Genomic DNA, 14,997 nt, shown 5'->3' on the forward strand with positions numbered 1-14,997 from the left:
ATGGTCGGCTATAAGGCCGCCAAGCCCCGAGCGAAACTGACAGCGCCGTCAGTTACCAGTCACCTTCCTGACCCCCAAACAGGTTTATAAAGGAACATACCAACCTGTCGATCACCCAGCCCTGGCGCCTCACTCGCATGCGAATCCAGCAAAAACCCGTCCTGCTCGTCGCCCTTCTGATTGTCCTGGCAGCGCTGGGCCTGTGGTATGCCACCAAACCCGCCAAGGCCAAACTCGCGACGCCCGCCGCCATCCCCGTGCGCGTGGTCGCCGTCGTCGAAAAAGACGTCCCCCGCTTCGTCAGCGGCATCGGCTCGGTCCTGTCGCTGCACAGCGTCGTCGTCCGCCCGCAGATCGACGGCATTCTCACCAAAATCATGGTCAAGGAAGGCCAACTGGTGAACAAAGGCGACCTGCTGGCCACCATCGACGACCGCTCGATCCGCGCCAGCCTCGACCAGGCCCGGGCACAACTGGGTGAAAGCCAGGCGCAGTTGCAAGTGGCGCAAGTCAACCTCAAGCGCTACAAGCTGCTGAGCGTCGACGACGGCGTGTCGAAACAGACGTACGACCAGCAACAAGCACTGGTCAACCAACTCAAGGCCACCGCCCAGGGCAACCAGGCCTCGATCGATGCGGCCCAAGTACAACTGTCCTACACACAAATTCGCTCCCCAGTCAGCGGCCGCGTCGGTATCCGCACAGTGGATGAAGGCAACTTCCTGCGCATGACCGACACCCAAGGCCTGTTCACCGTCACCCAGATCGACCCGATCGCCGTGGAATTCTCCCTGCCGCAACAGATGCTGCCGACCCTGCAAGGCCTGATCAACGACCCACAACACGCCAGCGTCAAGGCCTACATCGGCGCCGACACCGACGGCGAAACCGGCAACCTGCTGGGTGAAGGCCACCTGACCCTGATCGATAACCAGATCAACACCAACACCGGGACCATTCGCGCCAAGGCCGAATTCAACAACGCCGGGCAGAAACTCTGGCCGGGCCTGCTGGTGACGGTAAAGATTCAGACGGCGTTGGACAAAGATGCTCTGGTGGTGCCGCCCACTGTCGTACAGCGCGGTCTCGATCAACATTTCGTCTACCGAATCAAGGGCGACAAGGTCGAAACCGTACCCGTGCAGATGGTCTATCAGGGCAGCGGCCAGAACATCATCAAAGGCGTGCAACCGGGGGACGTGTTGGTCAGTGACGGCCAGTCGCGACTCAAGCCCGGCTCTACCGTGCAGGTACTGACCGAGCCCGCGCAGGTGGTGCAATCGGAGGCCGCGCAATGAAGGGACACGGTTCGGTATCCGCCTGGTGCATCGACCACCCGGTAGCGACGGTACTGCTGACGTTTGCCTTGGTGCTGCTGGGTGCCATCGCTTTTCCACGGCTGCCGGTGGCGCCCTTGCCCGAGGCGGAGTTCCCGACTATCCAGGTGTCGGCTCAATTGCCCGGTGCCAGCCCGGAAACCATGGCGTCCTCGGTGGCTACGCCGCTTGAAGTGCAGTTCAGCGCCATCCCCGGCGTGACGCAGATGACCTCGAGCAGCGCCCTGGGCTCGACCATCCTCACGTTGCAATTCACCCTCGACAAGAGCATCGACACCGCCGCTCAGGAAGTGCAGGCGGCGATCAACACTGCCGCCGGCAAACTGCCCAAGGACATGCCGAACCTGCCAACCTGGCGCAAGGTCAACCCGGCCGACAGTCCGGTGCTGATCCTCAGTGTGAACTCATCGCTGATGCCCGGCCCCGAACTCAGTGACCTGACAGAAACCTTGTTATCCCGTCAGATCAGTCAGATCGACGGCGTAGGCCAGGTCAATATCACCGGTCAGCAACGCCCGGCGATTCGCGTCCAGGTCTCGGCGGACAAACTGGCGGCCATCGGTCTGACGCTGGCGGACATTCGCCTGGCGATCCAACAGACCAGCCTCAACCTGGCCAAGGGCGCGCTGTACGGAGAGTCGAGCATCTCGACGCTATCGACCAACGATCAACTGTTCCACCCCGATGACTACAGCCAACTGATCGTTTCCTACAAGAACGGGGCACCGGTCCATCTCAAGGACGTGGCCAAAGTCGTCAATGGTTCGGAAGATGCCTACGTCCAGGCCTGGGCGGGCACGCAACCGGGGGTCAACCTGGTGATCTTCCGCCAGCCGGGGGCCAACATCGTCGAGACCGTGGACCGCATTCAGGCAGCGTTGCCGAGCCTGGAAGCGATGCTGCCCGCCTCGGTGCAGGTCAAGACGCTGATCGACCGCACCCAGACCATCCGCGCCTCGCTGCATGAAGTGGAAATAACCCTGCTGATCGCGATCATGCTGGTGGTGGCGGTGATGGCGCTGTTCCTGCGCCAATTGTCGGCAACCCTGATTGTGTCGGCGGTGCTTGGCGTGTCGTTGGTCGCCAGTTTCGCCCTGATGTACGTCATGGGTTTCAGCCTGAACAACCTGACGCTGGTGGCGATCGTGGTGGCCGTGGGGTTTGTGGTCGACGATGCGATTGTGGTGGTGGAGAACATCCACCGCCACCTGGAGGCCGGTGACGGCATGCGCGAGGCGGCGATCAAAGGCGCCGGGGAAATCGGTTTCACCGTGGTCTCGATCAGCTTCTCGTTGGTGGCGGCGTTCATTCCGCTGCTGTTCATGGGCGGCGTGGTCGGGCGGTTGTTCAAGGAGTTCGCGCTCACCGCCACTTCGACCATCCTGATTTCGGTGGTCGTTTCCCTGACCCTTGCACCGACGTTGGCGGCGCTGTTCATGCGCGCCCCGGTGCACCATGCCCACGGCAAGAAAGGTTTCGGCGAGCGCCTGTTGGACCTCTATGAAAAAGGCCTGCGCCGTGCACTCGCCCACCAGAAGCTGATGCTCGGCATTTTCGGCCTGTCGGTGGCGCTGGCTGTGGGCGGCTACGTCTTCATTCCCAAAGGTTTCTTCCCGATCCAGGACACCGGTTTTGTCCTCGGCACCACCGAAGCCGCTGCGGATATTTCCTACGGCGACATGGTGAAAAAACACCTGGCGATGGCTGAAATCGTCGCTGCCGACCCTGCGGTGGAGTCGTTCTCGCATTCGGTCGGCGTGTCGGGCAGCAACCAGACCATCGCCAACGGCCGCTTCTGGATCGCCCTGAAAAAACGCGGTGACCGCGACGTGTCCGCCAGTGAGTTCATCGACCGGATTCGCCCACAACTGATGAAGGTCCCCGGCATCGTTCTGTATTTGCGCGCCGGCCAGGACATCAACCTCAGCTCCGGTCCGAGCCGTGCCCAATACCAATACGTGCTCAAGAGCAATGACGGCGCGGTACTGAGTACCTGGACCCAGCGCCTGACGGAAAAACTGCGCAGCAACCCGGCATTCCGCGACGTGTCCAACGACCTGCAACTGGGTGGCAGCATCACGCACATCAGTATCGACCGCAGCGCGGCGGCACGCTTCGGCCTGACCGCCAGCGATGTCGACGAGGCGCTGTACGACGCCTTCGGCCAGCGCCAGATCAACGAATTCCAAACCCAGGTCAACCAGTACAACGTGATCCTGGAACTGGACACCCAACAGCGCGGCAAGGCGGAAAGCCTCAACTACTTTTATCTGCGTTCGCCGCTGAGCGGTGAGATGGTGCCACTGTCGGCGCTGGCCCGATTCGATGCGCCCAGCATCGGGCCGTTGTCCATCGCCCATGACGGCATGTTCCCGGCCGCCAATATGTCGTTCAACCTGGCACCTGGCGTGGCGCTGGGCGATGCGGTGATCATGCTCGACCAGGCCAAGGCCGAGATCGGCATGCCGGTGGCGATCAGCGGCAATTTCCAGGGGGCAGCCCAGGCGTTCCAGAGTTCGCTGGCCAGCCAGCCCTGGTTGATCCTGGCAGCGCTGGTGGCGGTGTACATCATCCTCGGCGTGCTCTACGAGAGCTTCGTGCATCCACTGACCATCATCTCGACGTTGCCCGCCGCCGGTCTGGGTGCGGTGATCATGTTGTGGATCTGCGGCCAGGACTTTTCGATCATGGCGCTGATCGGGCTGGTGCTGCTGATCGGTATCGTCAAGAAGAACGGCATCCTGATGATCGACTTCGCCCTGGAAGCGCAACGCAAAGGCGGCTTGCCAGCGCAAGAGGCGATCTTCCAGGCCTGTCTCACGCGGTTCCGGCCGATCATCATGACCACCCTCGCCGCCCTGCTCGGTGCCCTGCCGCTGATGCTCGGCTACGGCACCGGCGCCGAGTTGCGCCAACCACTGGGGATCGCGGTGGTCGGTGGTTTGCTGGTGAGCCAGATGCTGACGTTGTTCACCACGCCAGTCATATACTTATGGCTGGAGCGGCTATTTCATCGGCCCAAACCTTCGCCGTTACCGGCGCTGGCGACCACAGACTGAGGCGGGGTCATGCGCGTTCTGATTATCGAAGACGAGGAAAAAACCGCGGACTATCTACACCGCGGCCTGACGGAACAGGGTTACACCGTGGACCTGGCCCGCGATGGCGTGGAAGGCCTGCACTTGGCGCTGGAAAGCGACTACGCGGTGATCGTCCTCGACGTGATGCTGCCGGGCCTCGACGGCTTCGGCGTACTGCGCGCCCTGCGTGCGCGCAAGCAAACCCCGGTGATCATGCTCACCGCCCGCGAGCGGGTCGAGGACCGCATCAAAGGCCTGCGTGACGGTGCCGACGATTACCTGGGCAAGCCGTTTTCTTTCCTCGAACTGGTGGCCCGCCTGCAAGCGCTGACACGCCGTAGCGGCGGCCACGAACCGGTGCAAGTGAGCATCGCCGACCTGTGGATAGATTTGATCAGCCGCAAGGCCACCCGTGGCGGCACGCGTCTGGACCTGACTGCCAAGGAGTTCTCGCTGCTCAGTGTGCTCGCGCGCCGTCAGGGTGAAATCCTGTCGAAAACGGCGATTGCCGAAATGGTCTGGGACATCAATTTCGACAGCGACGCCAACGTCGTCGAAGTCGCGATCAAGCGCCTGCGGGCCAAGCTCGACGGGCCGTTCGATGAAAAACTGCTGCACACGATCCGGGGCATGGGTTATGTGCTGGAGAGCCGTGGTGTCCAGTAACAGCATTGCCTTGCGCCTGAGCGGCATGTTCACGCTGGTCGCGCTGTTGGTGTTCCTGTTGATCGGCTGGGCGCTGTATCAGCAGGTCGACAAGGGCTTGGGTCTGCTGCCCGAAGCGGAGCTGGACGCGCGCTACAGCGTGCTCGAATCCACGGTGGGCCGTTACGGCACGCCGGAGCATTGGGTCAAGATCAACAGCAAATTGAATTTGTTGGGCGAGGAAGACAAACGCATCAGTTTCTGGATCACCAGCGGCGATCCGCACTACGAATACGGCAACCTGACACCGCAGATCCGCGCGTTTGCCCAAGGCCCGTTGGGTATGCGTGACATGACGTTGCCAGACCGACCCTACCCGCTGAAAGTGCTGGTCAGCCAGTTCCCGGCCAAGGATCAGCGCCCACCGTTACGTTTCATGATCGGCATCGACACCGAGACCTTTTATGAAACTCAGCATCAATTGCTGATCGCCCTGATCAGCCTGGCGATTGTGGGTGTGCTGCTGGCCTCGGCGCTGGGTTACTGGGTAGCACGGATCGGCCTGAAGCCGTTGATCAAGTTGTCGCAGGAAGCCCAGCGCCTGGCCCCGCCATTGCGTTCCGGACGTCTGCGAATGTCGTCGCTACCGCCGGAGCTGAACCAGTTCGTCAACTCGTTCAACGCCACGCTGGAGCGGGTCGAGCAGGCTTATTCGCGGCTGGAGTCGTTCAACGCCGATGTCGCCCATGAACTGCGCTCGCCGTTGACCAATCTGATCGGCCAGACCCAGGTCGCGCTGACCCGAGGCCGCTCGGCGGAGCATTATTTCGAGGTGCTGCAATCGAACCTCGAAGAACTTGAGCGACTGCGCTCAATCATCAACGACATGCTGTTCCTCGCCAGCGCGGACCAGGGCAGCAAAGCCACCAAACTGACGTCCACATCGCTGGCCGATGAGGTGGCGACGACCCTGGAATACCTGGATTTCATCCTCGAAGATGCCCACGTCCAGGTGCAGGTCAGTGGCGATGCCCAGGTGCGCATCGAAATCGCTCATCTGCGTCGGGCGTTGATCAACCTGCTGAACAATGCGGTGCAACACACAGAGCCCGGACAGGTGATCCAGGTGCGCATCGAAGCCCAAGAGCATCAGGTCAGTATCGGTGTGGCGAACCCTGGCTCACCAATAGCCAACGAACACCTGCCGCGTCTGTTCGAACGTTTCTACCGGGTCGATGCGTCACGCAGCAACAGCGGCAACAACCACGGGTTGGGGCTGGCCATCGTCAAGGCGATTGCGCTGATGCATGGCGGGGATGTGTTCGTGCGCAGTGACCATGGCATGAACACCTTCGGCATCCATCTGCCTGTCTGATTCACACGCCCCTTGTGGTGAGGGGATTTATCCCCGTTGGGCTGCGAAGCAGCCCCTAAAACAAACACCATCTTTTCGTCAGACATAGCGTGCAGGCCGTTTTTACGACTGCTTCGCAGCCGAACGGGGCGGTGCGACGTTTCGCTAAATCCCCTCGCCACAAAGAGCAATCCACAAAAAACCAACTGTTGCCTTTCCCGCAACAGTCCTTTCATGAATCCGCTCTTTTTCCAATCGCCCTCCCCCCTTATCTTTGCCCGCACCAAACAGCACTTGCCAAGCAAGAAGGTTTTTAAGATGTCCAACAGTATGGGTATTGCCAGCGCTTTCGTTTTGTCCTCTTTGTTCGCCGCTCCGTTCGTCATGGCGGAAGAATCGCAATCTTTCGTCGCGCATAACACCGCACGCGCCGCCGCTTACGAAGAACACCAGATCGAGATGACCGCCAAAGCCCAGGAAGCCACCCAGGCCCCGCAAGCATCAAGCATTCACGCCCAGCCACAGGTTGAAAAAGACAGCTGATTTTTGCGCATCGCTCCTGTTTCCCTCGACACTTTTCATCGGCTCTTCCCCTTGAAAAGTTGTCCTCCAAGCCGCTGCTATCAGCGGCTTTTTTTCGTTGTGGTTTTCAAACTTATTGCTGTGCCATCTGAGCTGAACACCCTTTCCAATTTCAAAAACAGTGACGTTCAAAGTTGACCAAGGAGCTTTACCGCACGTGCTTTTCCAATTCCGTCCCACTCCGTTATTCATTGCATTCGTTGTAACGATGGCCTCTAACGTGTCCGCCGCCGACGATTCGGCCCCGGCAGGATTTGTCGACGGCTCGAGCCTCAAGCTCAATGCACGCAACTACTACATGAACCGCAACCGCTTGCAGCAAGCCGACGACAACATCGAGTGGGGCCAAGGCTTTCTGGGGGTATTCGAATCCGGATTCACCGAGGGAGTGGTAGGTTTTGGCATTGACGCCCACGCCATGCTCGGGCTCAAGCTGGATGGCGGTGGTGGCACCGACAATTCAAGCATCCTGCCGGTCAGCGATGGCAACGGCAAAGCGCCGGGGTCGTTCTCGACCGCCGGAGGCACCCTGAAAATGCGCGCCTTCGATACCGAGTTGAAGGCCGGCGACCTGTTTCTTGCCAACCCGGTGATTGCCGGTGGCGAAACCCGCATGCTGCCGCAGACCTTTCGCGGGGTCAGCCTGACCAACCACAGTTTCGACGGCGTGTTGATTGAGGGTGGACAGGCCAGCTTCACCAAGCTCTACAACCAGAGCGGCCATACGCGCATCGGTACGTCTTATGGCAGCCTGCCCCAGGGTGAGGAGAGCCAGCACCTGAACTGGGCCGGTGTGGCCTGGAGCGGTCTGCCGGGGCTGACCAGCAGCCTGTACGCGGCCGAACTGAAGGACATCTGGAACCAGTACTACTACGACCTGGATTACACCTGGGCGCTCAATGACCTGGTCAGTCTCAACCCCGGCCTGCACTTCTATCACACCCAGGACACCGGTGATGCACTGCTGGGCAACATCGACAACAACACTTACAGCCTGCATTTCACCGTTGGCGTGGGTAATCACAGCGTTACGGCCGCTTACCAGCGGGTCAACGGCAACACGCCGTTCGACTACATCAACCAGGGTGACAGCGTTTTCCTCGACAACTCTCAGCAGTACTCGGACTTCAACGGCCCCAACGAACGCTCGTGGAAACTCAAATACGCCTACGACTTCGTCGGACTGGGCCTGCCTGGCTTGACGTCGGCGCTGTCTTACTCCCGTGGCGAACTGGACCTGACCAAGGTCGATCCGGACAGCCCCGGATATGCCGCGTGGTACAGCGCTGACGGCAAGAATGCCAAGCACTGGGAACGCGATATTGAAATGAAATACGTGGTGCAGAGCGGTCAAGCCAAGGACTTGGCGGTGCGTGTTCAATGGGCAACCAACCGTGGTGGCAACGGCTATGGCGCACTGGATCAGGACACCGATGAATACCGGGTGATCGTCGACTATCCGATCAATATTTTCTGATCAACGCTGGACGAAATCTGTTGGAGCGAGCCTGCTCGCGAAAAACTCAAGAGCACCCCGGGGCGTCTGGTTTTTCGCGTAATCGTTCACGACCATCGCGAGCCTGCTCGCTCCTACAGTTATACAACTACGCTTATCAAGTCATTCAAGCAGACTTGAGCCCCATGCCCCTACGCCGCACCCCATCCCCCTCAGGCAGCGCCAGGCGCCCTGAGCGTCTAGTGATCCTCGGCAGCAGCCTGACGGTCATTGCGATTCTCGGCATCGTGACGTTTCTACTGATCCGCGAGCATGCCAACGCTCATCAGGAGGCCATACGCAGTGCAACCACCGTCGCGCAATTGATCGATGCCGACGTGCTGCGCACGGTGGAGCTTTACGACCTGACCCTGCAAGGCTTGGTCGCCGCCGCACAACGCGATGACCTCAAGCAGGTGCCGGCGCAGATCCGCCACCAGATACTCTTCGATCGCTCCACCACCGCACGCTACAAAAGTGACGTCCTGTTGCTCGACAAGCACGGCGAAGTGCTCGCTGACTCGTCGCTGATCGAACCCAAACCGGGCAACTTCGCTGACCGTGATTATTTCCTCGCCCAAGCCTTCAACCGCGACACTGGCATGTACATCAGCCGCCCCTTCAAACCTCGCTGCGATTGCGATTACAGCAATGAATGGCAAATCAGCTTCAGCCGTCGAATGTCCTCGAGTACTGGCGAGTTTCTGGGGGTCGCGGTGGCCTCGATGCGCCTGGCGTACTTCGACCACTTGTTCAACAGCCTCGACATCGGCACTGGCAGCACACTGGCCGTTATCAACGATGACGGGGTCCTGTTGGCGCAGAAGCCGTTTCGGCAGGACAGCTCGATTGGCAAAAGCTTTGCCGGTCGGCCCAACGTCGTGCGCATGTTGCGCGAGGGCAGCGGCAGCTTTGACAGCGTGTCGAGTATCGACCGAAAGTCTCGCCTGTACACCTTCAGCCGGGTCGGTAACCTGCCGCTGACAGTGATCGTCGCATTGGCCAGTGACGAGGTCTTTGCCACCTGGAGGCGCACGGCCATTGTGATCAGCGGTGCCACCGGGGTCCTGTGCGCTGCGCTGCTCTGGCTGACCTGGCTGCTCTGCCGCGAGTTGCGCCTGCGCCACATCGCTGAACAGGAATTGGCACAACTGGCCGCCACCGATGCCTTGACCGGCGTGGCCAACCGTCGAACCCTCGACCAGACCTTGCGCCATGAGTGGTTTCGGGCGCGACGCTCGGGCAAACCGATGTCGCTACTGATGATCGATGCCGATCATTTCAAGGCGTTCAACGATCGCAACGGACACCAGGCCGGCGACGAGGCGTTGCGCTCGCTGGCCAAGGTCATTGGCGCCAACGTCCATCGCCCGACAGACCTGGTCGCCCGATACGGCGGCGAGGAGTTTTCGGTGATCCTGGCTGAAACCGGCAACGAGGGTGCGCGGCAGATCGCCGAAGGCATTCGCGGGCAGGTGGAGCAATTGCCAACAATGGCAGGCGATGACCAACCGATGACGGTCAGCATTGGCATCAGCACCTGGACGACAGCGAGCGACATCAGCCTGGAGCAACTGCTGTTTGCGGCAGACAAGGCGTTGTATCAGGCCAAGGATGGGGGGCGTAATCGGGTGGTGTCTGCCTGAATTTTGCGTTGACGCTACTGGCCTCTTCGCGGGCAAGCCTCGCTCCTACGGGTTCGGCGATCCCCGTAACCCGCGATGGGGCCGGCGATCCCCGTAAGCCGCGATGGAGCCGGCGATCCCCGTAACCCGCGATGGGGCGGGCGATCCCCTGTAGCCCGCGATGGGGCCGGCGATCCCCGTAACCCGCGATGGGGCCGGCGGTCCCCGTAACCCGCGATGGGGCCGGCGATCCCCGTAAGCCGCGATGGGGCCGGCGATCCCCGTAACCCGCGATGGGGCGGGCGATCCCCTGTAGCCCGCGATGGGGCCGGCGATCCCCTGTAGGAGCGAGGCTTGCCCGCGATGGGGCCGGTGAAGTCACCACCAAATTCTGGACAAAAAAAGGCCACCCGAAGGTGGCCTTTAAAAACTAGAGAGGTTTTTACTTACACGGCCGCAACAGGACGCATGTAAGAGATCGGTGCAGTGCTGGCGTCTTCGAACGTCACGACTTCCCAGGCATCTGTCTGCTCAATCAACTTGCGCAGCAGCTGGTTGTTCAGTGCGTGACCGGACTTGAAGCCCTTGAACTCACCAATCAGGCTATTGCCCAGCAGGTACAGGTCACCAATTGCATCGAGGATCTTGTGCTTCACGAATTCGTCTTCGTAGCGAAGGCCGTCTTCGTTCAGTACACCATCCGCGTCGACCACGATAGCGTTTTCAACGCTGCCGCCGAGTGCGAGGTTGTGCTTGCGCAGGTACTCGATGTCACTCATGAAACCAAAGGTACGGGCGCGACTGACTTCTTTTACGAACGAAGTGCTGGAAAAGTCCACGCTTGCACTTTGTGTGCGGTCACGGAAAACCGGGTGATCGAAATCGATCTCGAAGCTCACCTTGAACCCGTCGAAAGGGACGAAAGTGGCGCGTTTGTCGCCGTCTTCCACTGTCACTTCCCGCAGGATGCGGATGAACTTCTTGGCGGCGTCCTGTTCTTCCAGGCCAGCCGACTGAATCAGAAATACGAAGGGTCCAGCGCTGCCATCCATGATCGGGACTTCGGACGCGGAGAGCTCGACGTAGGCGTTATCGATGCCCAGGCCAGCCATGGCCGAAAGCAAGTGCTCAACCGTATCCACCTTGACGTCACCGTTGACCAGCGTCGTCGACATGGTTGTCTCACCGACGTTGGCCGCACGAGCCGGGATCTCGACCACAGGATCGAGGTCGGCACGGCGAAAGACGATGCCGGTGTCGATCGGCGCAGGCTTGAGGGTCAGGTAAACCTTCTCCCCGGAGTGCAGACCTACACCTGTGGCACGGATAATATTTTTCAGTGTGCGTTGTTTAATCATGGCTTGGGCCGCTTCAGCGCAAATTGCGAACTGGTATCAACAAAGGCTGGCGATGATAGCAGACCACGCCTTTGCTGAACACCAATCACCTTCATAGCCCTGATACATTTCATCAATCGGCCTGACGACGCAGGAAAGCCGGAATGTCCAGGTAATCCAAATCGTCTTGCGGATTCATCTTCGCGGCAGTCGCAGCACCGGCCTGGGCCTGGTTGCGCATGACGGTCGGACGGTCCAGGTCGCGGTAGTTCACCGCTGGAGCTTCCTGACGAACAGGGGCTTGTTGTTGTGGCTGCGAAGCGATCGAGGTATGAACGGTATTGTCGATGACCTTCACAGGTTTCTCGATTTTAGCGCCCAGGCCGGTTGCTACGACAGTTACGTGCAGCTCATCACGCATATCTGGATCGATAACGGTACCGACCTTGACCATGGCGTGCTCGGAAGCGAAGGCTTCGATGATGCTACCCACGTCGGAGTACTCACCCAGGGACAGGTCAGGACCGGCGGTGATGTTCACCAGGATGCCGCGCGCACCTTGCAGGTTCACGTCTTCGAGCAATGGGTTACGGATGGCCGCTTCGGTCGCTTCACGTGCACGGTTCGGACCGCTGGCGCAGCCAGTGCCCATCATCGCCATGCCCATTTCGCTCATTACGGTACGTACGTCGGCAAAGTCGACGTTGATCATGCCCGGACGCTTGATGATGTCGGAGATACCGCGAACGGCACCGGCCAGTACATCGTCAGCCTTGGCAAAAGCCGACAGCAGGCTGGCGTCTTTACCCAGGATGGTCAGCAGCTTCTCGTTGGGAATGGTGATCAACGAGTCGACGCTTTCCGACAGCAGGCGGATGCCTTCGTCGGCCAGCTGCATGCGCTTGCGACCTTCGAACGGGAACGGACGGGTCACCACCGCAACGGTGAGGATGCCCATTTCCTTGGCCACTTCAGCAATGATCGGCGCAGCACCGGTACCGGTACCACCGCCCATGCCAGTGGTGATGAACACCATGTTGGTGCCCTGCAGGACTTCGGCAATGCGCTCGCGATCTTCGAGAGCGGCCTGACGACCTACTTCAGGGTTGGCGCCAGCGCCCAGACCTTTGGTCACGCCGGTACCCAATTGCAGGATGGTCCGCGCGCTGATGCTCTTCAGCGCCTGGGCATCAGTGTTGGCGCAGATGAATTCGACGCCTTCAATGTTGCTCTTGACCATGTGATTCACGGCGTTGCCGCCGCCACCGCCAACACCGATAACCTTAATGACCGGGCTTGCGGGGATGTTGTCTACGAGTTCGAACATTTTCCCTCTCCTTTACGTTCTCTAGTTTTTTCGCCTACTGCTTTTGTTGCTGTGCTGCGGTGTTGCGGTAAATCAGAAATTGCCTTGGACCCAGCTCTTGATGCGATCGAGCAAGGCGCCCTTCGGTTCTTCGTTGCTGTAGCTGTCGCGGCTGCCGATACCCGAGAACGAAATGCCGTCGGATTGTTTCTGCAGGCCGTACATCAACAGGCCGACACCGGTGGAATAAATCGGGTTGCGGACCACGTCATCCAGGCCTTTCACGCCGTGAGGCACACCCAGGCGCACTGGCATATGGAAGATTTCCTCGGCCAGTTCAGTGGCGCCTTCCATTTTCGAGGTACCACCGGTCAGCACAATGCCGGCCGGGATCAGGTCTTCGTAGCCGCTGCGGCGCAGCTCAGCCTGGATCAGCGTGAACAGCTCGTCGTAGCGCGGCTCGACCACTTCGGCCAGGGCCTGACGGGACAGCTCGCGCGGCGGACGGTCGCCAACGCTTGGCACCTTGATGGTTTCGCCGGCACCGGCCAGTTTGGCCAGGGCGCAGGCGTAGCGAATCTTGATCTCTTCGGCGTACTGGGTCGGTGTGCGCAACGCCATGGCGATGTCGTTGGTCACCTGGTCGCCCGCAATCGGGATCACTGCGGTGTGACGAATCGCGCCTTCGGTGAAGATCGCGATGTCGGTGGTACCACCGCCGATGTCCACCAGGCACACGCCCAGTTCCTTCTCGTCATCGGTCAGCACCGAGTACGCGGAAGCCAGTTGTTCGAGAATGATGTCGTCGATTTCCAGGCCGCAGCGACGCACGCATTTTTCAATGTTCTGTGCGGCATTGACGGCGCAGGTGACCACGTGAACCTTGGCTTCCAGACGTACGCCGGACATGCCCAGGGGCTCGCGGACACCTTCCTGGTTATCGATCACGTAATCCTGCGGCAGGGTGTGCAGGACGCGCTGATCGGCCGGGATCGCCACGGCCTGGGCGGCGTCGAGCACGCGCTCGAGGTCGGCGGAGCTCACTTCGCGATCACGAATCGCCACGATGCCGTGGGAGTTCAGGCTGCGGATGTGATTGCCGGCCACGCCAACGAATGCCGAGTGGATTCGGCAACCCGCCATCAGCTGCGCTTCTTCGATGGCGCGCTGGATCGACTGCACGGTGGACTCGATGTTCACCACCACGCCTTTTTTCAGGCCGCGGGACGGGTGCGTACCAATCCCGACGATATCGAGCGTGCCGTCGTCCGCGACCTCGCCTACCAGCGCCACCACTTTGGAGGTGCCGATATCGAGACCGACGATCATTTTGCCGCTTTGCACGTTTGCCATGGGTCCTGCCTCTCTTAATTCTTCGCGACAGCGGGTACGGCTGCCGTCGGCGCTACAGGTTCCCGCCAGCCAACAGCGAGGCCGTTGGCGTAGCGCAGGTCGATGCGCGCAATGTTCGTAATCTGTTCTTTGAGCGTCTTGTCATAGATGGCAATGAAACGGCGCATCTTTTCCACCAGGTTGCCGCGTCCCAGCAGCAGCTCGATTCCGGGGCCCGCGCTGCCAGGGCCGGTGGTCAGGAACCAGCTGCCTCGCTCACGCAACTCCAGGCGCGCGATCGAGAATCCCAGCGGCCTGAGCATCTGGCTCAGTACCTGATATTGCTGCATCACTTGCTGTTGAGCCCGCTGTGGGCCGAACAACTGCGGCAAGTGTTCGTAGTTCGCCAACTCACGCGGCGTGAACGCCTGCCCCTGGTTGTTCAACAGCGACTCGTCGCCCCAGCGGGCTACCGGCAGTTGTTCTTCCAGGCGAATCACCACCTGGTCCGGCCATACCCGCCGCACTTCCGCGTGGGCAATCCACGGCATCTGTTCCAGCTCGGTACGCATGTTCTCCAGGTCGATGGTGAAGAAGCTCGACGCCACATAGGGGGCGATCCGCTGCTGCACCGCTTGCTGGCTGATGTAACTCAAGTCGCCCTGCACGTTGATCTTGGTGATTGGCCGATCGGCGTAGGGCAGCAAGCGCTGCGCGCCTTCGTAAGTACCGAAGCCCAATGCCACCAGCAGTACCGGCCAGAACAGGCTTTTCAGAAAGCCGAAGTTGGCTTTCGGCAGGCGCGCAGACATCGGCTCTTTGGCCACCATTCGGCTGGCACCCCGCGGCACCGGCTTGCGGCCGGGTGCGGGTGGCTGATGACGAAGCTGTGCGCCTTGCATGG

Annotated in this window: 11 protein-coding genes; 7 read left to right on the plus strand and 4 right to left on the minus strand. The window is 60.5% G+C overall.

Annotated elements, in window-relative coordinates; translation table 11 throughout:
* Positions 1-137: 137 nt before the first annotated feature.
* The 7 genes from ABTV22_RS24805 to ABTV22_RS24835 all read left to right on the plus strand — a co-directional run bounded on the left by ABTV22_RS24805 (position 138) and on the right by ABTV22_RS24835 (position 10,139).
* Positions 138-1,298 (plus strand): efflux RND transporter periplasmic adaptor subunit, encoded by a 1,161-nt coding sequence (locus ABTV22_RS24805; protein ID WP_433737044.1) that lies wholly within the window; start codon positions 138-140, stop codon positions 1,296-1,298.
* Positions 1,295-4,396: a multidrug efflux RND transporter permease subunit gene (locus ABTV22_RS24810; RefSeq protein ID WP_433737045.1), complete on the plus strand. Its 3,102-nt coding sequence runs from the start codon at positions 1,295-1,297 to the stop codon at positions 4,394-4,396. Before ABTV22_RS24805 ends, ABTV22_RS24810 begins: the two co-directional genes overlap by 4 nt.
* A gap of 9 nt (positions 4,397-4,405) precedes the next feature.
* Positions 4,406-5,083 carry a heavy metal response regulator transcription factor gene (locus ABTV22_RS24815; RefSeq protein ID WP_427581286.1) on the plus strand — a complete coding sequence of 226 codons (678 nt, stop codon included), beginning with the start codon at positions 4,406-4,408 and terminating at the stop codon, positions 5,081-5,083.
* Positions 5,073-6,437: a heavy metal sensor histidine kinase gene (locus ABTV22_RS24820; protein ID WP_433737046.1), complete on the plus strand. Its 1,365-nt coding sequence runs from the start codon at positions 5,073-5,075 to the stop codon at positions 6,435-6,437. Before ABTV22_RS24815 ends, ABTV22_RS24820 begins: the two co-directional genes overlap by 11 nt.
* 297 nt (positions 6,438-6,734) lie before the next feature.
* A complete protein-coding gene (locus ABTV22_RS24825) occupies positions 6,735-6,959 on the plus strand; it encodes a hypothetical protein (protein WP_433741504.1) in 225 nt (74 codons plus the stop codon).
* A 247-nt stretch (positions 6,960-7,206) separates the two neighbouring features.
* Positions 7,207-8,475: an OprD family porin gene (locus tag ABTV22_RS24830; RefSeq protein WP_433737047.1), complete on the plus strand. Its 1,269-nt coding sequence runs from the start codon at positions 7,207-7,209 to the stop codon at positions 8,473-8,475.
* 164 nt (positions 8,476-8,639) lie between these two features.
* Entirely contained in the window at positions 8,640-10,139 is a 1,500-nt protein-coding gene (locus tag ABTV22_RS24835; protein ID WP_433737048.1) for a GGDEF domain-containing protein, read from the plus strand.
* Between the two features lie 425 nt (positions 10,140-10,564).
* Here ABTV22_RS24835 and lpxC read toward each other — a convergent pair whose 3' ends face one another.
* From lpxC to ABTV22_RS24855, 4 genes are all read right to left on the minus strand, one after another.
* Positions 10,565-11,476: a UDP-3-O-acyl-N-acetylglucosamine deacetylase gene (gene lpxC, locus ABTV22_RS24840; protein WP_085584860.1), complete on the minus strand. Its 912-nt coding sequence runs from the start codon at positions 11,474-11,476 to the stop codon at positions 10,565-10,567.
* Positions 11,477-11,588: 112 nt separating this feature from the next.
* Positions 11,589-12,782, minus strand: coding sequence for a cell division protein FtsZ (gene ftsZ, locus ABTV22_RS24845; protein WP_433737049.1), 1,194 nt, complete (start codon positions 12,780-12,782; stop codon positions 11,589-11,591).
* Between the two features lie 72 nt (positions 12,783-12,854).
* Positions 12,855-14,114, minus strand: a complete 1,260-nt coding sequence (gene ftsA / locus ABTV22_RS24850) for a cell division protein FtsA (RefSeq protein WP_175391042.1) — start codon at positions 14,112-14,114, stop codon at positions 12,855-12,857.
* A gap of 14 nt (positions 14,115-14,128) precedes the next feature.
* Complete coding sequence (locus tag ABTV22_RS24855; protein WP_433737050.1) at positions 14,129-14,995, minus strand: cell division protein FtsQ/DivIB; 867 nt, start codon at positions 14,993-14,995, stop codon at positions 14,129-14,131.
* Between the last annotated feature and the right edge of the window lie 2 nt (positions 14,996-14,997).

The organism is Pseudomonas putida, from assembly GCF_050990305.1.
Taxonomy (GTDB): Bacteria; Pseudomonadota; Gammaproteobacteria; order Pseudomonadales; family Pseudomonadaceae; genus Aquipseudomonas; species Aquipseudomonas putida_AH.